Here is a 24,620-nt window from a genome sequence, read left to right as displayed (position 1 = left end):
AAAACCCGCACCATGTCGGCACGGGCTCTCGATCGTCTACCGAGCACTCGAACCATTTACCCGCCGGCCCCCGGAGTGGTCTCATCGGTATCGATCGGGGAAGGGGTTTGAGTCGGCTCTTCGGGCCGATTTTCCGGAGTCGGCTCCTCCCCGGAATCGCCATTTTCGTTAAAATCATTGGAGGTGGATTCCTCTCCGGCGGTGCTTTCCTCCCCGGCATCTCCCTCTTCGGGAGCGGTCTCTTCCGTGGTTTCATCCGTCTCCTCGGTGGCCTCGTCCTGATCGGGTTCCTCCTCGGTTTCATCTTCCTCCTCATCCTCTTCATCTTCCACCGGCTGTTCCTGCTCCGAAGGCTCCTCGGTTTCCTCCGGTGCCTCGGTTTGATCCGCGTCGGCGGTCAACACGATTTCCAGCACCTCTTCGACCGATTGCTGCACGGCGGTGGTGATCTCCGCCATGGTCTCGGGTGAAGCCGTTTCCACCACCAATTCCTCGGTCGGGGTAATGACGGTCACCTCTCCGGTTTCATCGTCCACTTCGATGATAAGCTCGATCTCCTGCTGGTCGAGCACCCCCACCGGCACATCCGTTTCGCCGGTGCCGGTCGTCACGCCCACATCGCCTTCGAGTGTCGTGACCGAAAAGAACGCCTGTCCCGTGCCGGTCGGGCGAAATACCACCCGAAAGGTGGTCCCACGAATACCCGCCGAACCCGCTGGGGTCGCCACCGTGAATGTGGAGTCGTCGCGCAGAGACTTTACGTTACCCACCAACTCGCCCCGTTCGAGATAGATCTCCGTGCGCGACCGGGCGGGCGGCTCTTCCGTGGCGCTCGCAATCGAGTATTCGCCCGCAAACGGGTCTTGGCGGAATGCCTTGATATCCAACTTGGAATCCTCCGCCACATTGATGGTCGCACCGTTGGAAAACACCAAGATCACCCGCGAATTGTCCCCCGTGGTGATGACGATATTGTCTTCCGTGATGCGCTCCCCGTTTTGCGACGGCAGATACACTTGGCGGACGATCTCATCGCCCGTAGCGTTCTCCACTTCGACCGTTGGTCCGATGCGGGTGAGTCGGATCAAACCTCGACGCGACTGAGCGTGAACCGCGGTCGTGACCGCCAACAGCACAAGGACGCGAAGAAGGCGCGAGGTCGTTAGTTTGAACATGGGAAAGGGCGCAAGAAGAACAACTAGGACCGCTCCAAGGCGGCGAGTAGAGCTTTTGCCTCCCTGTTTCCAGGGTCAAGACGCAAGGCAGTGGCTAAAGCAGCCCGGGCGATCAAACGCGTGGAGCGCTGCAAACTCAGGTGAAACCCTTGATAATACCACACAACCGAACTGTTCGGAGCGATTCCCAAGGCAGATGAAATCGCACTACCTGCTTCCTTCCAACGGTTTTGCAAATCCAACGCCACACTGAGGCGAACCCAGTGTTCCGCGACGGCGGGGCTCAACGTCAGCGCTCGACGCGCCGCCTGCTCGGCTTCAACTCCTTTTACATTCGCCTGAGCCGGCTCCCAATGGACCGACAGAGAGAGGGCATATGACAAGTCACTCCAGGCCCGTTCGTTGCCCGGATCGACCTCCACCGCCTGCTGCAACAGCGCGATTCCGGGCTTAATTTCCTTTTGCAAAACGGATGCGTCGGTTACGGCGGCCTGCCGATTGATGCGCGCCCTCGCCTCAAAACGCCACCCTTCCGCCAGATAACGCGGCCGAGCTTCCGCCCAACCCAGCCAAAGCGCGCCCACCGCGAAACCCAAACCGAGCATCACCGCCCACGTGCCCCGTTGGGGATCGACCACCTCACCGCCGCGAAAACGACGCTCCCGCACCGGACTTATCCAACCGGCTGCGGCCAAGCTCGCCAACATCGCCGCAGCCGGAATTTTGAGGTGGAAGTCGACCACGGTCGCCACTGCAAAGCCCAGCAGACCCAACCCCACGGCCCCTCGCCACCGCAACTCCGTCGCGATCGAGGAGGCATCCAGTTTCACGCCCCCCCTTCGACGCACGAGCCACACCGTCACCACCCCGGCCAGACCAAAGCTCAGCCCGAAACCGATGACGCCGTAGTCGCTCAGCGTATTCAGATAATCATTATGCGCCCACGTGGGGTAATCGCGAAAACCGACCGGCCGTTCCCGATCAAACAAAGAGGCGTAGCTGCCTCCTCCGGTTCCACCCACCGGCGCACTTTCCCACAATCTCCACGCCACGTTCCACAATATCGGCCGGGTGAGTTCTCCTTTTTGATCAAGCAGATGGCTCACCCGATTTCTGACTTCCGGGGACATCGCCCAAGCGCCCGCTCCGATACCCCCGATACCCACCACCACGATCGCCACACGCCGCAGCCGCGCCGCTCCTGTCAACCCACGTTCCGCCAACGGCCAGACCAGCAGCACCCCCACCCATGCCAACCAGGCTCCGCGCGATACCGAGAGAACCAACGCCAGCATCGCCAACGCCACCAGCCCTCCTGCGGCCACTCGCACCAAACGGGATCGCCTCCCCCGCCCTACGCACCCGATCAGCGCCGGGGGCAATACGATCAACATCCAGGCCGCCATGGTGTTGGGCACGCCAAACGCCCCTCCCGAGCGGGCGAGAAATTGCGGCGCTTGACGCCGTCCCATGGGCAACCAAGCCGGGTCGACCACCCGTTGGTAAATCGCCAGCGCCGCCACCAATACGGTCAACGCCGCCACCCCCACCCCACAAATGCGACGCGCCATGGGCTCGCGGGCGACCTGCAATCCGCACCAATAGGCCGCCGCCATCCAAAACCACAACAGTCCGTCCAGCCACGCCCGCCCCGGCACCTGAGCCAGTCCGCCCATGTGCAGTGCGACATACGCCAACATCGGCAAGGGCCACCACCAGCCCCGCGGCAACGCGGTAGGTTCCAGCAGGGTCCAGCGCGCCACGGCCACGGCCAATGTCGTCATCAACACGGGAAACGAAATCGCCATGGAACCCGCGAGGTAGCCGCCCAAATGCCACGTGATCCACCCCAGGTTCAGGATCAAAGCCACCGCCACCAAGCGATCGATCCAAACGCCAACAGGGGCGCGGTGGGCGGGAGACGGCATACGCTGTCCAAAAAGGTGGAATCAGTCCCAAGCGCGACCGAAAAAAAAGCCACCCCGCACAGGGCGGGGTGGCTCGAAGTAAGTCGTAGTTTGTAGTCGGACCGGTCTTTTAGCTGGTCGGAACCGTCTGGATCGTCTGCAGCACGCGTCCGGCGATGGCGTAGGGGTCGCCGGCGGAGTTGGGACGGCGATCCTCGAGGTAGCCCTTGTAAGCGTCGCCCTTGACGAAGCTGTGCGGCACGCGAATGGACGCACCGCGATCGGCAATACCCCAGGAGAACTGATCGATCGATTGGGTCTCGTGCAGACCGGTCAAACGCAGGTGGTTGTCCGGGCCGTAAACGGCGATGTGCTCTTCACGATACTTGGAGAAGGCATCCATGAGCTTGAGGAAGTAATCTTTGCCGCCGGTGGTGCGCATGAACTCGGTCGAGAAGTTACAGTGCATGCCGGAACCGTTCCAATCGAGCGGATCGTCGTAGGCTCCCAGCAGCGGCTTGCAGTGGAACTCGATGTCCACGCCATACTTCTCCGCGATGCGGAGGAGCAAGTAGCGCGCAACCCAGATCTCGTCGGCGGCCTTCTTGGAGCCCTTGCCGAAGATTTGGAATTCCCACTGGCCCTTCGCCACTTCGGCGTTGATGCCCTCGTGGTTGATACCGGCATCGATACAAGCATCGAGATGCTCTTCCACGATGGTGCGGGCGATGTCGCCCACGGCCTTGAAGCCGACGCCCGTGTAGTAGGGTCCCTGCGGAGCGGGAAAGCCGCCTTCGGGGAAACCGAGGGGGCGACCGTCCTGGTAGAAGAAATATTCCTGCTCAAAGCCGAACCACGTGCCTTCGTCATCCGGGATGGTGGCGCGGGTGTTGGTCGGATGAGGAGTGCCGTCCGGAAGCAAAACCTCCGTCATGACAATGAAGCCGTTTTCGCGGCTGCTGTCCGGGTAAAGCGCGACCGGCTTCAGCAAACAATCGGAGCTCTTACCCTCCGCCTGCTTGGTCGAGCTACCGTCGAAGCCCCACATGGGACAGTCTTCGAGGGTGAACTTATCGGCATCGCCGTCGACGATTTTGGTTTTTCCGCGGAGGCCGGCGACGGGTGTGTAACCGTCGAGCCAGATGTATTCCAGTTTCAGTTTGGCCATATTGACTAAGGGTGAGTAACGAATGGGTTGCTGGGTTACCGCCGAGGACGGAGGAGTCTTCGACAATTCAACGACGATCGACAAAATTGACCGACGCCCCGCAGTTTGAGCACCTTATATGCCACGAAGAAACAAAATTCATGCATACTTCCCCAACGCATTTGTGTTCCGGTTGACTTGCGCAAGGATACTTCTGGATAAGTCGTTACATAACATGAATTTTAGTCATGCCTGAAATCAAGGACACTGCCCGAGCCACCGTCCACATCGGCTTCGATGGTCGCGTGCATAAGCGTTACCGCGGGGCCCGAGCCCGCGAACGTTTTGCGACCGAGGTCAAAGTGCTGCGCTATCTTGAGCAGCGGGACTGCCCATTTGTGCCCAAATTGCTGGATGCAAACGAGGAGGAGCTCTGGATCGTCACGACCAACTGCGGCACCCGGGTGCAGCACCTGAGTTCCGCCAAGGCCAAAGCATTGTTCGCTCAACTCGAGGACTACGGCGTGCGCCATGAGGATGCCTTCGCCCGCAATGTGACTTACCGCGCGCAGGATGGACGATTCTGCCTCATTGATTTTGAGTTCGCCACCTTGCTGGATGATCCGTCGGTTTCACTCAAACCAGACTTGAATCCCGAAGACGCCGCCGAAGATGCCTGATCGCTCCCCGCCCCTTGAACTCTCCTGGTCCGGACACTCCGACGTCGGCCGCTTTCGCCAGAACAACGAGGATACTTTTCTTGGCCTGCAATTCGACGGCCACGAGATGCAGTATCTGGGCAAGCACGGCTCCAGTTCCCTGCAAAGCACCGATTTCGTTTTTGCCGTGAGCGATGGCATGGGCGGCAAAGCCGCCGGCGAGTTCGCCAGCAAGATCACAATCGAGCAAACCACGCGTTTGCTGCCGCGCAGTTTTCGCCAGTCCGCCAGCGGTCTGTCGTCGGGGTTCAGCGACGTGCTCGAAGAACTGCTCGCCAAGATCCACAAGGCCATCTCCGACCTCGGTCGTGCCTACGAGGAATGCCGGGGCATGGGCGCGACGCTCAGTCTGGCGTGGTTCACTCCCGGTTGGCTTTACTTCGCTCACGTCGGCGACAGTCGGATCTACTACCTGCCCAAAACGGGGCCGATGAAACAGCTCACCCACGATCACACGCGTCCGGGCTGGCTGCGCCGTCGCGGCGAGATCAACGAACGCGAAGCACGCAATCACCCCGCCAAAAACTCCCTGCAACAGTCCCTCGGCAGCGAATTCCAGTTCCTCGAACCGCAGATCGGCGCCGTGGGTTGCGAACCGGGCGATCGTTTCCTCATCTGCTCGGATGGTTTGGTGGACGGTATCTGGGACCATCATCTCGAAGACCTGCTGCGCGACGGCGCCACCGCCCAGACGATCGTCGAGGAGGCCGTGCAAACGTCCGGCCGTGACAACACCACCGCGGTGATCATCGATTTCCCGGTCGATCCCTGATCATGGCGACCGAACGAACCCTTGTTTTTGTCTACGGCACGCTGAAGCGCGGCGCCTCCAACCACACCGTCATGGCCGGCCAGCAGTTCGTCGGCGAAGCCCGAACGCCACCCGGCCACCGCCTGTTTGTCGTGGCGGACTATCCCGGCTTGGTGCGCGATCCCACCGACACTCGCGGCGTGCAAGGCGAGGTCTGGTCGGTTGACGCTGATGCTCTCCGCACGCTCGACCGCTTTGAGGGCGTGGAAGAAAAACTCTACCGGCGCGGCCCCATTCCGCTGCTGCCCCCCTTCGACACAGCATCCGTCGACGGCTATTTTTATCTGCGCACCGTGCGCGGCCGGCGACCGTTGGTCGATGGAGTTTGGCCGGTGCGAGTCGTCCCGGTGGGCTGACTCACGCGCCGTCGGCCGCTGATCACGTCGACGCCGTCGAGGACGCTTTTTTCAACGTGGCCGCGGGCACCCGACGCACGCCTTGGAATTTGGCGCGAAACAAGTCGTCCATCTTCTCCTGCAAGTCCGCCGGCACCGTGGCGATCATCGCCTCGAGGTCGGGCAGCGGGCCGCCATCGAGGGTGGCTTCGCGTTCCCGCCGTGACGGCTTGCGGGGCTCGGTGCCGCCGTTCATGCCGTCGCGCGCTTCCGCTTCGGCCGCCATCGCCGCTTCCATATCGGCGTTTGACCACGACTCGATGCCGTCTTCGCGGTCATCGTCATCGTTTTCACGTTGGAGTTTTGGCGCCGCCGGTGCCGTCGTCGGGGCCTGCGCCTTGCGGTCGAGGGCACTGCGGACCGCGATCGGGGCGCCCGCCAAGGCGGCGGAGCGATGGCTCGCTTCCAGGGTCTCCAGCTTGAGCACCTCGCTCAGCCGGTCATCCAAGCGATCAATCAGGCCTTTTTTTTTTGGTCGGGCGACGCGTCCCCCGCCTCGTTGGACAACGCGGCGAGTTCTTTGATCAAACTGTCGATGGCGCGCGCGCGGCTGGCTTCCACCGCTTTGAGCAAGGTCACTTCCAAATTGATTTTCTCGGCCAGTCCCAGCTTCACCGCGCCCTCGCCTTCACGCAGGGCGTCCAGCATGCGCGTGACCTGCTCGGTGGAAAGTTCCGTCCCGAGGTGAGTGGTTTTGCCGCCTTGGGCGATGGCATCGAGCAAGGCCGTGCGCACCACCACCTGCAAATCAGCCAGCAGGCGCACCAAATCGCGGCCGGATTCGTCGCACTCGTCCACGATGGCGACGAGTTGCTGGTGATCGCCGGCCGCAATTGCTCCCGCCAGCTGCGCGAGCTTTTCGGCGGAAACGAGGCCGTATACATCAAGCACGTCCGGCTCGGTGATGTCGTCACCGCAGAAGGAGATCATCTGGTCGAAGATGGACTGGGCGTCACGCATGCCCCCGTCCGCCATGCGGGCGATGGACGCCACCGCTTCGTCGCTGATGGTGACCTTTTCGTCCACCGCGATCTTACGCAGACGCTCGATGATGAGCGGGGCGGGAATCGGCTTCAGATCGAAACGTTGGCAACGTGACACGATCGTCGGCAGCACCTTCTGCGGATCAGTCGTGGCGAACACAAATTTCACGTGCTCCGGCGGCTCTTCGAGCGTCTTTAGCAGCGCATTGAACGCCTGCGCCGAGAGCATGTGCACCTCGTCGATGATGTAGACCTTATACTTACCCTGGGCCGGCGCGTATTGCACCGTCTCGCGCAGGTCGCGCACCTGATCGACACCATTGTTCGAGGCACCATCGATCTCGATCACATCGAGATGAGTGCCCTCCGCGATCGAAACACAGGCCGGATCAGCAGGATCAAAATCGGCGTTGGGGCCGTCGGTGCAGTTGAGTGCTTTGGCAAAAATGCGCGCCGAAGAGGTTTTACCCGTTCCACGTGGCCCCACGAACAGATAGGCGTGGGCAATCCGGTCCCGGGCAATCGCGTTGCGCAGCGTGCGCACGACATGATCTTGGCCGACGACGTCGTCGAAAGTCTGGGGCCGCCACTTGCGGGCGATGACTTGATATCCGGTTTTTGCCACGGGGAGGCCTAGCTAGAACGTAGGCGGGGCGGATCGAAAAGCGAAAACCGCCGCAAAGAAATAAAAGTGGCCAGGCATTCCACGGCACTGGGAGAACGTCGCTACCGTTGCTACCTTCCGGTCCTGGCGGAGTTCGCGCGTCTGCCCATGCATGGCGCCTGGCCAACGCGGACCTTGCGAGAGTCCCATCCCCAAGATCAACGAGAATCTTTCACGAACCCGGTGAGAGTGATTTAAGATGGGTGAGATAACTGCGTTCCAACTTCGCGGTTCGCGCCGCCGCGAGGATTTCGGTCCATTCCGCCGGGTCGGGTGATCCTGTCGTGCCGTCGAGATTGATAAACGCCGTCGCCGGGACACGCGGCCCGGCCGGGCTGATCACAAACAATACCGTGCGCTCAAAACCGCGCGACTTGGCCCAAGCGTCCAAAGCCTCCATTTGCCGGGCCGGCACGAGCCACAGGATGCCCCACCCCTTCGACTCGGGATCGGCCTGCAGGTTGGCATGACCCTGGGCGGTGAACTCGAACCGATAACCATCGAGCCGGGCGGTGCCCATCAACTCACAATCGGCATCGAGCGCCATCATGCGCTTTTCGTCCATTTTCAGACCGTAGGCGAAAAACAGAATGCTGGAGTCTTTGGCGCTCATGATGCGGGAGAAGCTAACAACAGATTTTCGATCTTTTCCACAATGCCTTCGACCGGCCACAAACGACCCGCCCCTTCGTAGCCGCAGGCCAACATGCCGTCCTCGGGTCCGATAAAGTGCACGCCGCGCGATTTGAGCACGGCGACATTGGCAACCGTGGCCGGGTGCTCCCACATTTTCCCATTCATCGCCGGAGCGATGAGCACGGGGCAACGCGCCACCAGGTGCAGGGAACCCAGATAGTCGGGAGCCAGCCCGTGGGCGAATTGCGCGATCACATCGGCGGTCGCTGGTGCCACCACCATCAGATCCGCTTTGTCGGCGAGTTCGACGTGACCGGGTTGCCACCCCTGCCCTTCCTTCCACAAATCGACCGAAACCGGCTGCCGGGCGAGCGTCTGCAACGTCAGCGGCGTGATGAACTCAGCTCCTCCCCGGGTGAGCACCGGAAAAACCTCAGCCTCGCGTTTACGCAGCTGACTGACGAGGTCCGCGGCTTTGTAAGCAGCGATGGACCCGGAGATTCCGAGGATGATACGCTTGCCGGCGATCGGCGATGACATGAGCCGGAGGTAAGCGCGCCGACCCGTGCGGCACAAGCGTGCACTCAACCTGAATTTCGACAAACGCCTCTTAACCTTCGGGCGGAGCCGGCGGCGGTTCGCCCATCGGAGGTCCTCCGGGAGGTGGCATGTCGCCTCGTTTCGAGGGACGATCACCGCGTTTCCCCATCATGTCCTTCCACCGCTCCCGCTGGGCCGCCTGCATTTCCTCGTAGGCGATTTTCTGTTCCGGCGTGAGCAGCCCGATCACTTCCTTCTCCATGTCGCGCATGGCGGTGATACTGGCGTGGCGTTGCTCCCGCAAGACTACCCATGTCCGGTCGACGATCGGTTTCAATTGCGCCTGTTGTTCCGGCGTCAAATCCAGCCCCTCGGTCAGGCGTTCCATGAAACGCGGGGCAAACCGATCCGGTCCCCGGCCACGTTCGATCATGGTTTTGGCGACGCGCAGAGAAATAAAACCACCCGCGACACCGCCGGCCAGAAACACTCCGACCAAGACCAACCAAGCCATCCAGGTGCGACCTTTTTTCATGATCATGAATCCCCCAGGATGAAGGTCACCGGATCATCGGCCGCGAGCACGTCCTGCTCGATCGCATCGGCGATGGGCTGCAAATTGAGCGCGACGCTGAGGAGGGCGACACAGACCGCGCCGGACAGCACCCGCCAGCCGCGCAGTTCAATCACTTGCCACCAGGGCGCTTCTTCACGGCCGATTTCGGCGCGAGCAACCACCCGCGCGGAAAATCCCATCGGCACGGCAATGTCATCGGTCGATGCCGACTTCGCCTCGCGAGCGCGGGCGATCAAACGGTCCAATGATGAGCGAGAGCGGTTCATACGTGTTCCTCAGCTTCGAGTTTTTGCCATAGCTTTTGCAACTTCCGACGTGCTCGGAAGGCGCGAACCTTAACCAAAGTCGTGTTCCAACCGAGCAGATCGCCCACTTCGATGAGCGATTTCTGTTCCAAATCGAGCAACTGGATGACCATGCGGTCGTCCGGGCTGAGTTGATCGAGCAGCTTGCCCAACAGTTCGCGAGCGGCCAGCGCATCGCCCGCCTGTTCGGCGTTGGTATCGGCGGTGACCACATCCAACATGTCGGATTCCTCCTCCGAGAGATCAGCCCGCCGCAACTCCGGTCGCCGCTGCTGCTTGCGCAGATGGTCGATGCAGGTCGTCACGGCGATTCGTGAGACCCAGTGCGGCAACGGCACATCCCCGCGATATTGTTCGAGTCGGGTAAACATTTTTAGAAACACCTCCTGGGCGAGATCCTCTTCCGCGACCCATCGCGGCAAACGACCGCGCACGATTTTGACGACCTGCGGGTAAAGGGAGTCCACCAAGTCTCGCGCGGCGTCCTGATCGCCTTCGCGCACGCGCTCCAAGCAAGCCGCATGGTCAAAGGGCTTATCCAGGGTCGGCATGGGGAAAGAGATAATACTGCATACACTCAGAGCAAGACGTCACCGTGATCGACCGGTTACACCCGGCGGCCATATTTCAAATCGTCGACCCTCGTTCCGCCCGGGACCTTGACTCGTGACCAGCTCGATCCGATAACCCCAACACGATGCGACACTTCGCACCCGCACTGCTCCCGCTACGACTTAGCTAGACGCACGATCCGAGAGGGTCCCGCGTGGGACTGATTGTGCGTCCACCTCTTGCCTACCAGCAGCTGCGACGTCCGCTCCTATCCGCGGAAACGAATCGGGCTTCCGCTGTCTCGACTTCACTCTTCATTTCTACCTTTTTTCCTTTTCCCATGTCCGCTTTCCCCGCTTCGAAATACCGACCATTCCCGCCGATCGATTTGCCCGACCGGCAATGGCCCAGCCGCACCCAGACCACCGCGCCCATTTGGTGCAGTGTCGACTTGCGCGATGGCAATCAAGCGCTCGCCCAACCCATGAGCGTCGTCGAAAAACTCGAGTTCTTCGACATGCTCGTGCGCATCGGCTTCAAGCAAATCGAAGTCGGCTTTCCTTCCGCTTCGCAAATCGAGTTCGATTTCTGCCGCCGTCTCATCGACGAAAATCGTATCCCCGACGACGTCTCCATCCAGATCCTGTGCCAATGCCGGGCAGATCTCATCAAGCGATCCTGCGAGGCCATCGCCGGGGCGAAGAACGTCATCTTCCACCTCTACAACTCCACCTCCCCCGCCCAGCGCAACTACGTGTTCGGTGCGGATCGTCCCGCCATCAAAAAGATCGCGACGGATGCCGTGGCGCTCATGAAAGCGGAGACCGCGCCTTTGGTCGCGGCCGGCCATCGCATCGTGCTGGAATACTCGCCCGAGAGCTTCACCAGCACCGAAATGGATTTCGCGTTGGAAATTTGCGAAGCCGTGACCGACGTCTGGCAACCCACGGCCGACAACAAGGTCATCCTGAACCTACCCGCCACCGTCGAATACGCCACGCCCAACATCCATGCCGATCAAATCGAATGGATGTGCCGCCACCTCACCCGCCGCGATCTGACCATCGTTTCCCTGCACACCCACAACGACCGCGGCACCGGCATCGCCGCCACCGAGTTGGGCTTGCTGGCCGGCGCTGATCGCGTTGAAGGCACGCTCTTCGGCAATGGCGAGCGCACCGGCAACCTCGATATCGTGACCGTCGCACTCAACTTGCAAACCCAGGGCGTGGACCCGAAGCTCGACTTCTCCGACCTCAACGAGATCCGGGAGATTTACGAACGCACCACCCGCATGGACGTGCCGCCCCGCTCCCCCTACGCGGGCGACTTGGTGTTCACGGCCTTCAGCGGCTCGCATCAGGACGCCATCAAAAAGTCGTGGGACAAACAGATCGCGGGAGAACCGTGGGATGTCCTCTACATTCCCATCGATCCCGCCGACATCGGTCGCGACTACAAGGCGATCATCCGCATCAATTCCCAGTCGGGCAAAGGCGGCGTGGCCTACATCCTCGAAAACGAATACGGCTTCACCCTGCCCAAGGCGATGCACCGCGAATTCGGTCCGGTGGTCAACCGTCTCGCCGACACCAAGGGCACGGAGCTGTCGGCCGCCGACATTCTCGAAGCCTTCCAAGCCGAGTATCTCGATCGTAAACAACCCATCGAGGTCGTCGACTTCCGCACCACTGAAAAGGACAAGGTGGTCACCTGCGAAGCGGACCTAGTCATCAACGGCACCGGCCGCACCCTCACGGGCCAGGGCAACGGTCCCATCAACGCGTTCGTGACCGCCGTCCGCGAAGCCGAGTTGCTGGAGTTTGAATTCCTCAACTACACCGAACATTCCCTCGGCATCGGCGCCCGCGCCCAGGCGGTTTCCTACATTCAGATTCAACCGATAAATGGTAAACCGCTCTACGGCGCCGGCATCGACACCAGCATCGACATTGCCTCCATCAAAGCCGTCGCCAGCGCGATGAATCGAGCTCTCCTCGACTAAACGCGGCCCGGGCTGGCTCCTCCTTTGACCAACCAGACCAAGTCTGGTCTGGTTGGTCTCATCAACCGAGATTCCGCAGTTGGATTTTACAGAAGGCAACGAAGAGCACGAAGCTGGAACGAGTTGCAGGCGATTATGGGCATCAATTTATTCACCCGTAAGGTGAGTTGGATGTCATGCAGTTTACTCGATTTAACTCACTTTATTACAACGCTTTGTTAACTTTGTTACCTTCTGTGAACTGCGTTGATCAGGATAAAGCCAGGTCGTCATGTCCGAGATCATCAACATTCAAACCGCCAAAACCCACCTCTCCCGGTTGGTCGAAAAAGTGGCGGCCGGCGAGGAGGTCATCATCGCCAAAGCAGGTAAGCCGATGGTCCGGGTGATCCCGTATCAACCGGCTAGAAAACCTCGAGCAAGCCCAGGGAAAGTTAAAAAATCCCGACAGTTTCGTTTCCGTCCTGCTGGAGGATGAATTTGCCGAGCTACCGGTGACCGCGGTCCACGCCAGTCAATCCCTCCAACTGCCCGCGGTTCACTCCGACCCGTTCGACCGCATGCTCGCCGCTCAAATCTTGGCCGAGAGACTTGTTCTCGCGACTCGGGATCGCCGCATCCAACCCTGCGACGTGCCGACGGTCGCGGCCTGACGTTACGTGAGATTCGATTCGCGGCCCGCGCGGCTCATCCCGCGCTGGATCGGCACGTAGACCAACCAGGTGATCCACATGGTGACCAGGTTATGGCTCACGTAGTGCGCGCCCTTCGCAAATTGATAGATACCCATTACCCAGCCCAACCCCAACGCGAGCGCGATTGCCGCGTAGTATTGGCGGCGCGTCTGCGTCAGCGCAGCGAGCCCCACCAAAGCGAATCCACCGCTGGCATGACCGGCCGGAAATCCGCGGCCTTTATACGGCGGCCGATCGTTTTCCGGATGCATCTCAAATACCCGCACGTAGGGAGCGGGACCGCCGTAGCGACGAATGTCCCACGGGCAGTAAACGCCGGTCGTGGCTTTGATTTGACCAATCAATGCCGGCACGATCGCCAACGTGAGCAACACCACGCCAAGCCCCTTGCGCGTGACGTGCCACCGTTCCCGCCAGGACGGTCGACCGAGCAGCAGTGTGAGCAGCGTCACGCCCAATAGAATGATCACATACTTCGGACCATTGTAGAACAATGCCCGCGGAATCGGATCACGTCGCCCGATCAACCACGTGCCGGTCTCCTCATTGAAGAACCAGTCCTGCACCCGGATGTCGATCGAGGTGAGTTCCGACAGGGCGAGCGTGAGCGCCAACAGGCCCAGCACGATCCACCACGAGCGCCAGGTTTCAAGGCGTGTAGGCACGGTAGGCGTCGAGTCGGAACAGATCACTCGCCGTCTGATAATAGGAAGTCGCTTCCTGAATCAACGGATCATCCTGACCTTCACTGATTAAAACTTCGGTGCCGGTGGTCGTGCCAAACATGGCTTTGTGACGCACCGGACTCAAGACGGCCAGCCGTTCGCCGTCCCACAAACCCATTTTTTGATAGGTGCCCACGAATGCCCGGGCCGGCCGCTCACACCCATCGTGCATCACATCCCGGCCGAAAAACCGGCTCGGGTAGGACCAGTTCAACAGTCCCAACAGCGTCGGCGCATAGTCCACCTGGCTGGTGATTTCGTCCACCACGCCAGGCTCAATCTGACCGCCCGGCGCAAAAATCAGCAACGGGATGTGGTAGTTGGATACCGGCAATGTCGTCTTGCCGGCCGAACTCGCGCAGTGATCCGCCACGATCACGAAGATCGTATCCTTATACCAAGGACGCGTGGAGGCATCGCGGAGAAACTTGGCGATGGCGTAGTCGGTGTATTTCACCCCGCCATTGCGCCGCGATTCCTTGGACGGCAGATCGATCCGCCCCTCCGGATACGTGAACGGTCGATGGTTCGAAGTCGTCATCACAAACTGAAAAAACGGCTTCCCGGTCTTGGCCGTCGCGTCCGCTTCGCGCAGCGACCAGTCGAACAAATCCTCGTCACAGGCGCCCCAGGCGTTGGCAAACGTGATGTCTTCGTCCGCCACCTGCCCGCGATCCACGATGCGGTAACCGTTGTGGCCGAAAAAGTAGTTCATGTTGTCGAAGTAACCGTAACCACCGTAGATGAACGCCGTGTCGTAGCCTTTGCTTTGAAAAACCGACCCCAAGGAAAACAGGTTCTCGTTGTCGGGCCGTTTCACCAGCGAGCGGCCCGGCGTCGGCGGCAGCGACAAGGTCAACGCCTCCATGCCACGCACGGTGCGGGTGCCGGTCGCATAAAATTGATCAAACACGAGCGAGTCCGCGACGAGTTTGTCCAACTCCGGCGTGATCCCGTCCGTATTGCCATAGCGGGCCATGAAGCTGGCACTCAGACTCTCCACCGTAATTTGAATCACGTTCGGCCGCTGCTCCGGCTGCATCGCGGAAATCTGGCGCAACGTATCCTCGGCTTCACTACCCATCAACACGGAGCCATCGCGCACCAGATTTTCCCGCACCATGGCAAACGCCCGGTCCTCCGGCAACGTCTCGTAGAATTGATCGAACTCGAGTTGGTTGGCCCAGAAGGCGGCGAACAAGGCCCAGCCGCCGTTCTTCGCCAGCTCCCGGTTGTAGTTGTTGGCAAACGTCGGCAACCAACGCTCGCTCAGCAGCGAACCAAAACTGACCGCGACCACGATCCACACCAGCCCGGTCGCATAACGACGACGCCACGGCGTGGCCGCCGCCTCCATCCAGATCTGCGGCAAACCCGTGCGCACCATCATCCCGGTGAGTCCGATCGCGCCCAACGCCACGCCTCCGATGATCAACGGCATCGGATAAGACTCACGGATGTTGCCGATCACTTCGGTCGTGTAGACAAGGTAATCGACTGCGATGAAATTAAAGCGCACCCCAAACTCATCCCAGAACGTCCACTCCGACACGCCGGAGAACAACATCAGGAAAAACCCCACGCCAATCGCACCGATCACGGCCCCGCGGACCGCCCGATACTGGAACGTGGGTGCCGGCAAAAGCATCAGCACCAGCACCACCGGCAATGACCACCACAGCGCCGCGCCGACATCGTAAACCACGCCCCACGCAAACGACGCCAGTAGCGTCAAATTCCACGAAACCTCGCCGGCCGATTTGAGCAAAAGAGCCATCCGCGTGAGTAACGCAAGCGTCACAAACATGAGCAAAAACAGCCCTGCTCCCCCCATGCGGGTCTTTATCCAGCGCACCGGAGCCGCTGTCTCAAATCGTTGCAATATGCCCATTTCTAGATCTGCCATGCCGCGTAAGAAGCAGCGCCGCAACAAACGTTCGGAACATGACAGCGCTGTAACGAATGCTCCATCAACCTGTAATGAACCCAGCGAATTATTCTGGGCGCTCCCCGTCCAACACCTAGGGTGACGCCGTGCGAATCCTCGTAGTTGAAGACGAAAAAAAGGTGGCCGGACTCATTTCGGCCGGACTCACCGAACAAGGCTGGGCCGTGGAAGTGTGCCACAACGGCGATGAAGGACTGCTGCTCGCCAACGAGCATACTTTCGACGCCATGGTCCTCGATGTCATGCTGCCCGGTCGCGATGGTTTGAGCCTGTTGCGCAAGCTGCGCAGCCAGCGCAACACCGTCCCCGTCATCCTGCTCACCGCCCGCGGCGACGTAAACGAGCGCGTCGAAGGCCTCGAACTCGGAGCCGACGACTACATGCCCAAACCGTTTTCCGTCGTCGAACTGGTGGCCCGCCTCCGCGCCATTGTGCGCCGCCACACCGGCGACACCCTCAGCGTGCTCAGCCACGGCGATCTCAGCCTCAACCTCCACCAGCGCACCGTGCGACGCGCCGGCACCGACATCGATTTGACCGCCCGCGAATTCGCTCTACTCGAAACTTTTCTGAGCAGCCCGGGCCGGGTGCTCTCCCGCACGTTCCTATGTCAACGCGTCTGGGGTTATCAATTTGATCCCGAGACCAATGTGGTCGACGTCGCCGTGCAGCGGCTGCGGCGCAAGATCGACGACGATTTCACGCCCAAACTGATTCAAACCGTCCGCGGCGTCGGCTACTCTCTCGCCTCCGAATGATGTCCACCCGCTCATTGCGTTTTCGCATCTCGGTTTGGACGGCGAGCGTCACCACCTTCGCGCTCATCGTCCTCGCCGCTTCGACCGTGATTTACGTCTATTTCGAGGACCTGGAGGCCATCGACGAACACTTGCGCGGAGAGGCTCTCGAGCTGGCCGCCGACATCAGTCATGATCAATTCGAGCCCGAGGATTTCCAAGAAGATGAGTTCGAGCCTTGGCTTGGTCTCGCCCTGCTGACGACCGAACGACAGATCATCGGCCGCACCCCCAGTTTCCCGTCCCCCGTAATTCGATCCGCCTCCGGGTTCGAGGGACTGCGATTCGAAAAATCGGCAGATCAAAACTGGCGGGTTTTCGTGATGAGCTCGGGCGAGCACGTCATCGTGGTCGGTCACAATCTCGAAGAATTCCGCGACGTGCTGCTCGACTTGATCACGGCCGAGGTCGTGCTGTTGCCCTTCGTCACCGCCCTCACCGCCTGGATCAGCTGGCTCGTCGCCGGCCGCTCGCTCAAACCCATCCGCGATGCCACCGCCGCCGCCGCCCACATCGGTGCGGGCGAATTGAGCCAACGCCTGCCGACGAGCGGCAACGACGACGAAATCGCCCGCTTCACCGAGGTGCTCAACGCCATGCTCGAACGCATTGAAAAAAGTTACCTCCAAGCCAAACGCTTCGCGGGTGACGCCTCCCATGAGTTGAGCACTCCCCTCACCGTCATCAAGGGGGAGATCGAGCGTATGCTGGAAACCCACCAGCTCGGACCGTCCGCCGAGTCCGGTCTGTTGAGCGCTCAGCAAGAGGTCGATCGCATGCACCAGATCATCGATCAACTGCTCCTCCTCGCCCGGTTCGACGCCGGCCGATCGAGCCCGGAGAAAACCACTTTCGATCTGAGCGCGATGCTGGGGGAGATGGCCGAAGACGTGGACCTGCTCAGCGCGGAGCGGGAGCTCACCGTCACCGCCAACATCGAACCCCATCTTATGATTCTCGGCGACCCGAGTCAGATCCGCCGCCTACTGCTCAACCTATTGGCCAACGCCGTTAAATATAACCGGGACGCCGGTCGACTTGACTACACCCTGCAGGCGTCGGGCGACCACGCGCAGTTCATCATTCGCAACACCGGCAACCCCATTCCCGCCGATGCGATGCCTCGTCTTTTTGATCGCTTTTTCCAGGTCGATCAATCGCACGCGTCCCGCGGCAGCGGCCTCGGTCTCAGCCTTTGCCGCGAAATTGCTCGCGACCATGGCGGCGAGGTGGAACTCGTCCCCGATCCCGAAGGGCTGATTCGTTTCGAGGTCACTATCCCTCGGGTCCACGCCGCGCCGACAGCCGTCTAGTTGTCTTCGTCGACTTCCAGGATCGCGCCGGTGCCCGCATCGATCGCCAGCTCGACCATCGTGTGGTCGGCCCGCACGATCTCCACTTCGTATATGAGGAAGTGGTCGTCCACCTTGAGCTTCACTTCCACCACTGCTCCGGGTTCCGCAGCCCGGGCGACTTCAATCGCGTCCGTGGCCGAGAGTTTAGCCAAGGCCGGCAACTGCCATTTGGGGGTCTGGCGCGGGACTGCGATCGAACCCGCCATTTCGCTGTCTGCCAGACAAACGCCGGCCGAGACCAGTAGGATGAGCAACAGGGAGGAAAACGTTTTCATGGGTATCGGTAAGGCGTTGTGGTTTCGATCTGCCGGTCCGAGGAGTTCGTCCGGCCCCATCCACCATACCAGACGCAGGTTACGTGAAGCGCATCAGCGGATGACGATTCCGTAATATTTCGCGCTATCGCACCGTGTCGACGCGGCGAAACAGCCAGAGCCCGATCAACAAAAACAACGCCGCCGGCCCCCACATCAGAAGATCGGGGCGCAACTCGGGACTGTTCTCCAACCACGACACGATGACGGTCAGAAAATAGTAGCCCATCACGAGAAGCAGCGCGATGCCCAGGTTGGCCGAGGTCTCTTTGCGGGATACCTTGATGCCCAGCGGAATCGCGAGGAGCGAAAACGCCAACACCGCCACCGCACTCGACGCCTTTTCAGTCACCGCGATATCGAGTTTCATGACCTCGCCGACTCCACCCGTGCTCTGCAATCGTGTGCGCTCCGCACTCAACTGCGCATACGTCATCCAAGCATATTTGGTCCGGGCTTTGCGGCGGCTGAAAATATCGTCGACCCGAAACGTCAGCGGCACTTCGCCGATCGTCGTCGTGCCTAGAATTTTCGAATAGTCCTCGGGATCCTTATCGCTGCGTGCCTCCGCCACCACGTCGCGCAGCACCAGTTGCAACGCCCCGGCCTCTTCATCAAAGGATACTTCTCCCGCGCCTGCCCGGCCAAATTCCCGCACGCGGCTTTCCTTGTCCAATCGCCAAAACCACACGTCGCGCAACTGCGCGCCCTCCTTCTCGTCGACGTAGAGCACGAGGTTGGGGAAGTCCCGCACAAAGGTTTTGGGCACAATAAAGCTCAGAGGGTTCGTCTGCACCGCCTGCGCCAGGATCTGCTTATACGCCGTGCGCGCGCGCGGCATGAACTCGAAGTTGACCGCCATCGACGCCGCCGTCGCCAGCACCGCCAAAATCACAATGGGGCGCGCGATGAATCCCATGCTCATGCCCGCCGCCCGCATCGCCGTGATTTCCCGTTGCGACGACATGCGGCCGAGCACCAACAGCACCCCCGTGAGCATGCCCATGGGCAGCGAATACGCCGCGACATACGGGATCAGTAGCCCCATGAGATATAAAAACGTGGTCGCCGGAAGCTGCCCCGCCAATACGAAGCTCATCATGTCCTTGAGCACATTGCCGAGGATCAACACCACCGAGAACAGGCCCACCGCCGCGAGGCAGGACGTCAAAACACTCCAAAAAATGTGGCGATGCAGCAGGTTCATTTCCGATCGAGGCGCAGAGTAGAAACCACGATCCGACCGAAACACACGCAAACAATCTCGCCGTCGCCCCCTTCCCCGGATCGATCTTTCCCCTCTTTCCCGCAATTCGTGGTTTCCATTTCACCACTCGCCCCCCCACCGTTCCTTCCTACGCATGAAGTTCACGCCCGCCAAACCACCGCTCACCGGAGAGACCCTCGAGTCCCTCACCGCCCGGCTGCGCGAACACGGCGAACCCGCCTATCGGGCCAAACAAATTTTGGAGTGGCTCTACAAAAAGCGGGCCCGCTCCTGGGACGACATGACCAACCTGTCGAAGCCCCTGCGCGCGTGGTTGGCCGAGACCTTCGAACTGCTTCCCCTCAGCCTCGTGCACGGGAAGCAATCCCTCGATGTCACCGATAAACTCCTCCTCGAGTTGGGCGACAAATCCCTCATCGAGACCGTCATCATTCGCGTGCCTCAGGAGGGCGTCGGCCTCGAACACTCCCGCAAAACCATCTGCATTTCCACCCAGGTCGGCTGCGCCATGGGCTGTAAATTCTGCGCCTCCGGCCTCATGGGCCTCAAACGCGACCTCAACGCCGGCGAGATCGTCGCCCAGTTACTGCACGTGTGCTACCGCGAGGATGCCCGCACGCCCCGCGCTCGCCAGGAATTGGTCTCCTTCGACAACATCGTGGTCATGGGCATGGGCGAACCTCTCGCCAACTACGAGGCCATCTCGACCGCCCTCACCATCGTCAACTCCAGCTGGGGCCTCGGTTTCGGCGCGCGCCGCATTACCCTCTCCACCAGCGGCCTCGTGCCCAATATTCTTAAACTGGCGGAATCCGATCTCAACGTGCGGCTGGCGATTTCCCTCCACGGCGCCACCGACGAGGTGCGCACCGAGATCATGCCGATCAACAAGGCCTACCCGCTGGCCAAACTCCTTCCGGCCGTGAAAACCTACGCCGAGAAAAACGGTCGCATGGTCACGCTCGAGTTCATTCTCATCGAGGACGTCAACGACGCGCTGGAGCAGGCCGAGAAATTGCGCGATATTGCCATGGATCTGCACGCCCACGTAAACCTCATCCCTTACAATACCGTGGAGGGCCTGCCGTGGAAACGTCCATCCGTCACGCGCCAGGAAAAGTTCGCCGATATCCTCCGCCGCGCCCGCGTATCCGTGACGCTGCGACGCGAAAAAGGACACGACATCGACGCCGCGTGTGGACAGCTCCGCTTGAAAACTGAAAAGGATCGTGAGCTCGCCGACGTCTCCTGACGCCACCCCCGCCCCCGGCGCGCCTCCGCACCGGGCCACCCTGCGGCGCATGGGAAAGTTTTTGCTCGTCGGTCTCGGCGGCTACGCCCTCCTCACATTTGGGGTCATTGCACTCGTCGAATGGGTCGGGCTCGGCAAACGCCCCGCCTACGCCATCATGATCTCCGTGGTCATGGTGACCAACTTCTACGCCAACCGGCGCTTTGTCTTTCCCGCCGGCCGCACTGGCGCCCCCGCCCGCCAAGCGGTGCGATTTCTGGGAACCTCCGTCACGTTTCGGCTGCTCGAATTCATGCTCTACTCGACGATGATCGGTCCGTTCGAGGTGCCTTACGTCGCCGCCATTGCCCTCACTTCAGCTCTGTCCTACGGCGTGAAATATTACGTTTTCTCCCAGTGGGTGTTCCGCTGATTTACCCCCCGCCCGCTTCTCCCTGAACCTTACATTTTTGAAAGGTTTCCGGTCCGGACTTGAAACCTCCCGCTTCGTCATTTCATACCGGACCCTCGGCATTCAACCCCACGTTCTTCTCCCATGATCGAAGTCAACGGTCTCAGCAAATCCTACGGCACCAAACTCGCCGTCGATAATATCAACTTCACCGTGCAGCGCGGAGACATTCTCGGTTTCCTGGGGCCCAACGGCGCCGGCAAATCGACGACCATGAAAATGATCACCGGTTTTCTGCGACCCAGCGCGGGCACCGCCGTGGTCGGTGGCTTTGATGTCACCAGGGATCCCGTCGCCGTGAAGCGGCAGATCGGCTACCTGCCCGAAAGTGCTCCCGCCTACGGCGAGATGACGGTGGCCGAGTTTCTCAACTTCATCGCTGAAGCGCGGGGGTTCAAAGGTTCCGCCCGCCAGGCGCCGGTCGATCGCGCCATCCGTCTCACCCATCTCGAGGGCGTGCGCAGCCAAACCATCGAAACGCTTTCCAAGGGGTTCAAACAACGCGTCGGTTTTGCCCAGGCCGTGTTGCACGATCCCGCCGTGCTCATCCTCGACGAGCCGACCGACGGTCTCGATCCCAACCAGAAAAACGAGGTGCGCGCCCTCATTAAAGAGCTCGCGACCGAAAAGGCCGTCGTGCTTTCGACCCACATCCTCGAAGAGGTCGACGCCATCTGCACGCGCATCATTTTGATTTCCCAAGGCCAGGTCGTGGTCGACGAGACTCCGGCCGAATTCCAGGCCCGCCAACCCGGCGCGCGCCTTGACGCCATCTTCGCCTCCCTCACTCAGTCCGACGTCTGACCCGCCCGATCATGTCCCAAGTCATTCCTGTCTTTAAGCGCGAGTTCCTCGGCTACTTCCGCTCGCCGGTCGCCTACGTTTTTCTCGTCGTTTTCCTCATGGCCGCCGTCGGGTTGGCTTTCTTCGTCGGACGTTTCTTCGACGCCGGCCAAGCCAGCCTCGAAAGTTTCTTCGTATTCCACCCGTGGTTGTTTCTCTTCCTGATCCCCGCCGCCGGCATGCGGTTGTGGTCCGAGGAAAAACGCACCGGCACGGTCGAACTCCTGTTCACCCTGCCCATCACCACGCTCGAAGCCGTGGTCGGCAAATACCTGGCAGCCTGGGCCTTCCTCAGCGCCGCCGTCGTGCTCACGTTTCCCATGGCGCTCACCGTGGGTTTCCTCGGAGACCCCGATTGGGGCGTCATCCTCGCCAGTTATCTCGGCAGCATTCTGATGGCCGGCTCCTACCTCGCCGTGTGTTCGCTCACTTCCGCCCTGACCAAAAATCAAGTCATCAGTTTCGTGCTCAGCGTGATCGTGTGTCTCGTACTGGTCTTTCTCGGCTGGAGCATTTTTAGCGAACTGCTGGAGAGTTTCCTCCCGCTCGCCCTCGCCGACTTACTCGCGAATTTCTCGTTCGTGACGCACTTTGAACCCTTCACGAAGGGCATCATCGATCCGTCCGACATCATCTTCTTCCTCTCGCTGACCGGCTTCGCGTTGTTCCTCAACGTGGTCGCCCTCGAACGCTGAACCCCATCGCCGCTTCGCCATGAAACCCAGCGCCAAAATCACTGCCATCGTCCTGCTCTTTGTCGGCCTCGTGCTCGTCAACTATCTCGCGTCGCAACTGCCCTTCCGCGGCGACGCCACCGCCGAAGACATCTACACGCTCTCGCCCGGCACCAAGTCCTTGCTCTCCAAAATCGAAGAGCCGGTCACGCTCGACTTCTACTTCTCGTCCGGAGCCAGTGGCCTCCCCATTTCCTATAAAAACTACGCCAACCGCGTGGAGGAGATGCTCCGCCAATACGACCGCGCCGCCCGCGGCAAATTGATCCTCAACGTCATCCATCCCGAGCCCGACACGCCCGAGGAGGAGGCCGCCGCCCGCGCCGGTATCCAGCCCCAGGTCATTCCCGGCACCGGTGAACAGGTTTACTTCGGCCTCGCCGCCACTCATGCCGATTTGCAGGAGGCCATGAGCACCTTCAACCCCCAGCGGGAGCAGTTTCTCGAATACGATCTCTCCGAGCTCATTCAACGCGTGCAGGTCTTCGAAAAACGGCGCCTCGGCCTCATCAGCAGCCTCCCGCTGCAAGCGCCCGAGTTCAATCCCATGATGGCGCAGATGGGTCAGCGGCCGCAGCCCGCCCAGTTCATCATCGGCGAATGGGAACGCTCCTTCGAGGTATTGCCGATCGAACCCGATGCGACGGAGCTGCCTGCCAACCTCGACGTGCTCGTCGTGGTGCATCCCCAAGCGCTGATGCCCGAACTTGAATACGCCATCGACCAAACCCTGCTGAGTGGCACGCCGGTTTTTGTCGCGGTCGATCCGTCGTCCGAACACTTCAAACGTCAAGCCGGCCCCCAACAGCAAATGATGGGTGGTCCGCCGCCCAACACCACGTCCGACCTGCCGCGTTTGCTGCGCACGTGGGGCGTGACTTACAGCACCGAAAGCGTCACCGGTGACCTGCGCTACGGCGCTCAGGTCAACGATGGACGCGGCGGCATTGCCCGCTTCCCCCACTGGTTGCAGCTCCCCGCCGAAAGCTTCAATGCCGAGGTCATGCCCACCGCCCAGCTCAATTCCATGGTGCTGGTCGAAGCGGGCCATCTCGCCCCGATCGACGACAGTGGACTCACCTTCACGCCGCTCATCCAAACGTCGGATCAAGCCGGCGACATCCCGGCCATGATGTTGCAGTTCGCGCAACCCGACGCCCTCGCCCAGTCCATCAAGGAAACCGGCCGACAGACCGTGGCTGCCATGGTCACCGGCGAATTCAAAACCGCTTTCCCGCAGGGCAAACCCGCCCCGCCCCCGGCAGCGGAAGGCGAGGAACCTGCTCCCGCCGTCGACAACACCCCCGGCCAGACCTCCGGTTCCGGCACCCTCGTCGTCGTCGCCGATGCCGACTGGTTGATGGACTCGTATTCGGTCCGTCGTTACAACTTCCTCGGCGTGCAAGCCGCCGAACCCATCAACGACAACCTCGCCTTCGCCAGCAACCTGATCGAGTTCATGGCCGGTTCGAAGGACTTGATTTCCATCCGCACCAAGGGCAGCTCGCAACATCCGTTCACCGTCGTCCGCGACATGGAGGCCGACGCCCAGAAACGCTACCAGCAACAGCTCGAGGCCCTCGAAGGTCGCCTCAGCGACGTGCAGCGCCAACTCACCGAGTTGCAATCCCAAGTCGGTGACGGCGGCATGCTCGTCGCCTCGCCCGAGGTCGCCGATGCCATCGCCGAATTCCAAGCCCAGGAAGCGGAAATGCGCCGGGAACGTCGTGATATCCGCCGCGCCCTCCGCGAGGACATCGATGCCCTCGAAACCAAGCTCGTCCTCATCAATCTCTTTGCCGGTCCGTTGTGCATCGGAGCCTTCGGTCTCTGGTTCCGCCAACGTCGCCGCCGCGCCTGAT

Annotated in this window: 27 protein-coding genes and 1 other RNA gene; 13 read left to right on the top strand and 15 right to left on the bottom strand. The window is 60.9% G+C overall.

Features of this window, described 5'->3' with window-relative positions:
• Positions 1 to 56 precede the first annotated feature (56 nt).
• The 3 genes from PXH66_RS03615 to PXH66_RS03605 all read right to left on the bottom strand — a co-directional run bounded on the left by PXH66_RS03615 (position 57) and on the right by PXH66_RS03605 (position 4,250).
• The gene (locus PXH66_RS03615; protein ID WP_330927800.1) at positions 57 to 1,175 is read right to left on the bottom strand and encodes a FecR family protein; all 1,119 of its coding nucleotides are present in this window, start codon (positions 1,173 to 1,175) and stop codon (positions 57 to 59) included.
• A gap of 23 nt (positions 1,176 to 1,198) precedes the next feature.
• The gene (locus PXH66_RS03610) at positions 1,199 to 3,103 is read right to left on the bottom strand and encodes an O-antigen ligase family protein (RefSeq protein WP_330927799.1); all 1,905 of its coding nucleotides are present in this window, start codon (positions 3,101 to 3,103) and stop codon (positions 1,199 to 1,201) included.
• Between the two features lie 109 nt (positions 3,104 to 3,212).
• Entirely contained in the window at positions 3,213 to 4,250 is a 1,038-nt protein-coding gene (locus PXH66_RS03605) for a glutamine synthetase beta-grasp domain-containing protein (RefSeq protein ID WP_330927798.1), read from the bottom strand.
• Positions 4,251 to 4,477: 227 nt separating this feature from the next.
• On the opposite strand from PXH66_RS03605, the gene PXH66_RS03600 reads away from it, so the two are divergent.
• The 3 genes from PXH66_RS03600 to PXH66_RS03590 are packed head-to-tail and all read left to right on the top strand — an operon-like array spanning position 4,478 to position 6,115.
• Positions 4,478 to 4,909 (top strand): BUD32 family EKC/KEOPS complex subunit, encoded by a 432-nt coding sequence (locus tag PXH66_RS03600; RefSeq protein ID WP_330927797.1) that lies wholly within the window; start codon positions 4,478 to 4,480, stop codon positions 4,907 to 4,909.
• Complete coding sequence (locus PXH66_RS03595) at positions 4,902 to 5,720, top strand: PP2C family protein-serine/threonine phosphatase (RefSeq protein ID WP_330927796.1); 819 nt, start codon at positions 4,902 to 4,904, stop codon at positions 5,718 to 5,720. The genes PXH66_RS03600 and PXH66_RS03595 overlap by 8 nt, the downstream gene beginning before the upstream one ends.
• A 2-nt stretch (positions 5,721 to 5,722) precedes the next feature.
• Positions 5,723 to 6,115, top strand: coding sequence for a gamma-glutamylcyclotransferase family protein (locus PXH66_RS03590; RefSeq protein WP_330927795.1), 393 nt, complete (start codon positions 5,723 to 5,725; stop codon positions 6,113 to 6,115).
• Positions 6,116 to 6,137: 22 nt separating this feature from the next.
• Here the strand turns inward: PXH66_RS03590 and PXH66_RS03585 are convergent, their stop codons facing one another.
• The 8 genes from PXH66_RS03585 to PXH66_RS03550 form a co-directional block, all read right to left on the bottom strand.
• Positions 6,138 to 6,602, bottom strand: coding sequence for a hypothetical protein (locus PXH66_RS03585; RefSeq protein WP_330927793.1), 465 nt, complete (start codon positions 6,600 to 6,602; stop codon positions 6,138 to 6,140).
• An 8-nt stretch (positions 6,603 to 6,610) separates the two neighbouring features.
• Positions 6,611 to 7,762, bottom strand: coding sequence for a DNA polymerase III subunit gamma/tau (gene dnaX / locus PXH66_RS03580; protein ID WP_330927792.1), 1,152 nt, complete (start codon positions 7,760 to 7,762; stop codon positions 6,611 to 6,613).
• 65 nt (positions 7,763 to 7,827) lie between these two features.
• Positions 7,828 to 7,926, bottom strand: an RNA gene (gene ffs, locus PXH66_RS03575) — signal recognition particle sRNA small type.
• Between the two features lie 47 nt (positions 7,927 to 7,973).
• Positions 7,974 to 8,414: a gamma-glutamylcyclotransferase family protein gene (locus PXH66_RS03570; RefSeq protein WP_330927791.1), complete on the bottom strand. Its 441-nt coding sequence runs from the start codon at positions 8,412 to 8,414 to the stop codon at positions 7,974 to 7,976.
• Complete coding sequence (locus PXH66_RS03565; RefSeq protein WP_330927790.1) at positions 8,411 to 8,977, bottom strand: flavoprotein; 567 nt, start codon at positions 8,975 to 8,977, stop codon at positions 8,411 to 8,413. Before PXH66_RS03565 ends, PXH66_RS03570 begins: the two co-directional genes overlap by 4 nt.
• 70 nt (positions 8,978 to 9,047) lie before the next feature.
• Complete coding sequence (locus tag PXH66_RS03560; protein WP_330927789.1) at positions 9,048 to 9,512, bottom strand: hypothetical protein; 465 nt, start codon at positions 9,510 to 9,512, stop codon at positions 9,048 to 9,050.
• 2 nt (positions 9,513 to 9,514) lie between these two features.
• Complete coding sequence (locus tag PXH66_RS03555) at positions 9,515 to 9,820, bottom strand: hypothetical protein (protein ID WP_330927788.1); 306 nt, start codon at positions 9,818 to 9,820, stop codon at positions 9,515 to 9,517.
• Positions 9,817 to 10,410 carry an RNA polymerase sigma factor gene (locus PXH66_RS03550; protein ID WP_330927787.1) on the bottom strand — a complete coding sequence of 198 codons (594 nt, stop codon included), beginning with the start codon at positions 10,408 to 10,410 and terminating at the stop codon, positions 9,817 to 9,819. Before PXH66_RS03550 ends, PXH66_RS03555 begins: the two co-directional genes overlap by 4 nt.
• 341 nt (positions 10,411 to 10,751) lie before the next feature.
• Between PXH66_RS03550 and leuA the strand changes: the two genes are divergently transcribed.
• The 3 genes from leuA to PXH66_RS23195 all read left to right on the top strand — a co-directional run bounded on the left by leuA (position 10,752) and on the right by PXH66_RS23195 (position 13,069).
• Positions 10,752 to 12,416 carry a 2-isopropylmalate synthase gene (gene leuA / locus PXH66_RS03545; protein ID WP_330927786.1) on the top strand — a complete coding sequence of 555 codons (1,665 nt, stop codon included), beginning with the start codon at positions 10,752 to 10,754 and terminating at the stop codon, positions 12,414 to 12,416.
• A gap of 271 nt (positions 12,417 to 12,687) precedes the next feature.
• Positions 12,688 to 12,894: a type II toxin-antitoxin system Phd/YefM family antitoxin gene (locus tag PXH66_RS03540; RefSeq protein ID WP_330927785.1), complete on the top strand. Its 207-nt coding sequence runs from the start codon at positions 12,688 to 12,690 to the stop codon at positions 12,892 to 12,894.
• On the top strand, positions 12,812 to 13,069 hold the full coding sequence (locus PXH66_RS23195) for a PIN domain-containing protein (protein ID WP_425609072.1): 258 nt from the start codon (positions 12,812 to 12,814) through the stop codon (positions 13,067 to 13,069). Before PXH66_RS03540 ends, PXH66_RS23195 begins: the two co-directional genes overlap by 83 nt.
• Before the next feature lie 2 nt (positions 13,070 to 13,071).
• Here the strand turns inward: PXH66_RS23195 and PXH66_RS03535 are convergent, their stop codons facing one another.
• A complete protein-coding gene (locus PXH66_RS03535; RefSeq protein ID WP_330927784.1) occupies positions 13,072 to 13,776 on the bottom strand; it encodes a phosphatase PAP2 family protein in 705 nt (234 codons plus the stop codon).
• Positions 13,760 to 15,643 carry an LTA synthase family protein gene (locus tag PXH66_RS03530; protein ID WP_330932227.1) on the bottom strand — a complete coding sequence of 628 codons (1,884 nt, stop codon included), beginning with the start codon at positions 15,641 to 15,643 and terminating at the stop codon, positions 13,760 to 13,762. Before PXH66_RS03530 ends, PXH66_RS03535 begins: the two co-directional genes overlap by 17 nt.
• Positions 15,644 to 15,870: 227 nt before the next feature.
• Here PXH66_RS03530 and PXH66_RS03525 point away from each other — a divergent pair, with 227 nt between their 5' ends.
• The gene (locus tag PXH66_RS03525) at positions 15,871 to 16,542 is read left to right on the top strand and encodes a response regulator transcription factor (protein ID WP_330927782.1); all 672 of its coding nucleotides are present in this window, start codon (positions 15,871 to 15,873) and stop codon (positions 16,540 to 16,542) included.
• Positions 16,539 to 17,894 carry an ATP-binding protein gene (locus PXH66_RS03520; protein ID WP_330932226.1) on the top strand — a complete coding sequence of 452 codons (1,356 nt, stop codon included), beginning with the start codon at positions 16,539 to 16,541 and terminating at the stop codon, positions 17,892 to 17,894. Before PXH66_RS03525 ends, PXH66_RS03520 begins: the two co-directional genes overlap by 4 nt.
• On the opposite strand, the gene PXH66_RS03515 is transcribed toward PXH66_RS03520, so the two are convergent.
• Positions 17,891 to 18,211: a PepSY domain-containing protein gene (locus tag PXH66_RS03515; RefSeq protein ID WP_330927780.1), complete on the bottom strand. Its 321-nt coding sequence runs from the start codon at positions 18,209 to 18,211 to the stop codon at positions 17,891 to 17,893. The two genes, PXH66_RS03520 and PXH66_RS03515, sit on opposite strands and share 4 nt — an antisense overlap.
• A gap of 124 nt (positions 18,212 to 18,335) precedes the next feature.
• Positions 18,336 to 19,457, bottom strand: coding sequence for an LptF/LptG family permease (locus PXH66_RS03510; RefSeq protein WP_330927779.1), 1,122 nt, complete (start codon positions 19,455 to 19,457; stop codon positions 18,336 to 18,338).
• A gap of 154 nt (positions 19,458 to 19,611) precedes the next feature.
• Between PXH66_RS03510 and rlmN the strand changes: the two genes are divergently transcribed.
• From rlmN to PXH66_RS03485, 5 genes are all read left to right on the top strand, one after another.
• On the top strand, positions 19,612 to 20,730 hold the full coding sequence (rlmN, locus tag PXH66_RS03505; protein WP_330927778.1) for a dual-specificity RNA methyltransferase RlmN: 1,119 nt from the start codon (positions 19,612 to 19,614) through the stop codon (positions 20,728 to 20,730).
• Positions 20,708 to 21,142: a GtrA family protein gene (locus PXH66_RS03500; protein ID WP_330927777.1), complete on the top strand. Its 435-nt coding sequence runs from the start codon at positions 20,708 to 20,710 to the stop codon at positions 21,140 to 21,142. The genes rlmN and PXH66_RS03500 overlap by 23 nt, the downstream gene beginning before the upstream one ends.
• Positions 21,143 to 21,265: 123 nt before the next feature.
• A complete protein-coding gene (locus PXH66_RS03495; protein ID WP_330927776.1) occupies positions 21,266 to 21,985 on the top strand; it encodes an ABC transporter ATP-binding protein in 720 nt (239 codons plus the stop codon).
• Between the two features lie 11 nt (positions 21,986 to 21,996).
• A complete protein-coding gene (locus tag PXH66_RS03490) occupies positions 21,997 to 22,719 on the top strand; it encodes an ABC transporter permease (RefSeq protein ID WP_330927775.1) in 723 nt (240 codons plus the stop codon).
• Between the two features lie 19 nt (positions 22,720 to 22,738).
• Positions 22,739 to 24,619, top strand: a complete 1,881-nt coding sequence (locus tag PXH66_RS03485) for a GldG family protein (protein ID WP_330927774.1) — start codon at positions 22,739 to 22,741, stop codon at positions 24,617 to 24,619.
• The last annotated feature ends 1 nt before the right edge of the window (position 24,620 follow it).

This window comes from Synoicihabitans lomoniglobus, assembly GCF_029023725.1.
GTDB lineage: Bacteria > Verrucomicrobiota > Verrucomicrobiia > Opitutales > Opitutaceae > Actomonas > Actomonas lomonigloba.
The sequence above is the reverse complement of the archived record's forward strand: the minus strand, read 5'-3'. Positions and strand labels throughout refer to the sequence as shown.

What these genes read in the sequence shown, in the direction of transcription:
- PXH66_RS03555 (WP_330927788.1), bottom strand. Translation starts at nt 9,820, where the DNA reads ATGAACCGCTCTCGCTCATCATTGGACCGTTTGATCGCCCGCGCTCGC.
- rlmN (WP_330927778.1), top strand. Translation starts at nt 19,612, where the DNA reads ATGAAGTTCACGCCCGCCAAACCACCGCTCACCGGAGAGACCCTCGAG.
- PXH66_RS03495 (WP_330927776.1), top strand. Translation starts at nt 21,266, where the DNA reads ATGATCGAAGTCAACGGTCTCAGCAAATCCTACGGCACCAAACTCGCC.
- PXH66_RS03565 (WP_330927790.1), bottom strand. Translation starts at nt 8,977, where the DNA reads ATGTCATCGCCGATCGCCGGCAAGCGTATCATCCTCGGAATCTCCGGG.
- PXH66_RS03520 (WP_330932226.1), top strand. Translation starts at nt 16,539, where the DNA reads ATGATGTCCACCCGCTCATTGCGTTTTCGCATCTCGGTTTGGACGGCG.
- PXH66_RS03570 (WP_330927791.1), bottom strand. Translation starts at nt 8,414, where the DNA reads ATGAGCGCCAAAGACTCCAGCATTCTGTTTTTCGCCTACGGTCTGAAA.
- PXH66_RS03590 (WP_330927795.1), top strand. Translation starts at nt 5,723, where the DNA reads ATGGCGACCGAACGAACCCTTGTTTTTGTCTACGGCACGCTGAAGCGC.
- PXH66_RS03605 (WP_330927798.1), bottom strand. Translation starts at nt 4,250, where the DNA reads ATGGCCAAACTGAAACTGGAATACATCTGGCTCGACGGTTACACACCC.
- PXH66_RS03560 (WP_330927789.1), bottom strand. Translation starts at nt 9,512, where the DNA reads ATGAAAAAAGGTCGCACCTGGATGGCTTGGTTGGTCTTGGTCGGAGTG.
- PXH66_RS03610 (WP_330927799.1), bottom strand. Translation starts at nt 3,103, where the DNA reads ATGCCGTCTCCCGCCCACCGCGCCCCTGTTGGCGTTTGGATCGATCGC.
- PXH66_RS03510 (WP_330927779.1), bottom strand. Translation starts at nt 19,457, where the DNA reads ATGAACCTGCTGCATCGCCACATTTTTTGGAGTGTTTTGACGTCCTGC.
- PXH66_RS03540 (WP_330927785.1), top strand. Translation starts at nt 12,688, where the DNA reads ATGTCCGAGATCATCAACATTCAAACCGCCAAAACCCACCTCTCCCGG.
- PXH66_RS03485 (WP_330927774.1), top strand. Translation starts at nt 22,739, where the DNA reads ATGAAACCCAGCGCCAAAATCACTGCCATCGTCCTGCTCTTTGTCGGC.
- PXH66_RS03550 (WP_330927787.1), bottom strand. Translation starts at nt 10,410, where the DNA reads ATGCCGACCCTGGATAAGCCCTTTGACCATGCGGCTTGCTTGGAGCGC.
- PXH66_RS03490 (WP_330927775.1), top strand. Translation starts at nt 21,997, where the DNA reads ATGTCCCAAGTCATTCCTGTCTTTAAGCGCGAGTTCCTCGGCTACTTC.
- PXH66_RS03515 (WP_330927780.1), bottom strand. Translation starts at nt 18,211, where the DNA reads ATGAAAACGTTTTCCTCCCTGTTGCTCATCCTACTGGTCTCGGCCGGC.
- leuA (WP_330927786.1), top strand. Translation starts at nt 10,752, where the DNA reads ATGTCCGCTTTCCCCGCTTCGAAATACCGACCATTCCCGCCGATCGAT.
- PXH66_RS03600 (WP_330927797.1), top strand. Translation starts at nt 4,478, where the DNA reads ATGCCTGAAATCAAGGACACTGCCCGAGCCACCGTCCACATCGGCTTC.
- PXH66_RS03530 (WP_330932227.1), bottom strand. Translation starts at nt 15,643, where the DNA reads ATGTTTGTGACGCTTGCGTTACTCACGCGGATGGCTCTTTTGCTCAAA.
- PXH66_RS03595 (WP_330927796.1), top strand. Translation starts at nt 4,902, where the DNA reads ATGCCTGATCGCTCCCCGCCCCTTGAACTCTCCTGGTCCGGACACTCC.
- PXH66_RS03615 (WP_330927800.1), bottom strand. Translation starts at nt 1,175, where the DNA reads ATGTTCAAACTAACGACCTCGCGCCTTCTTCGCGTCCTTGTGCTGTTG.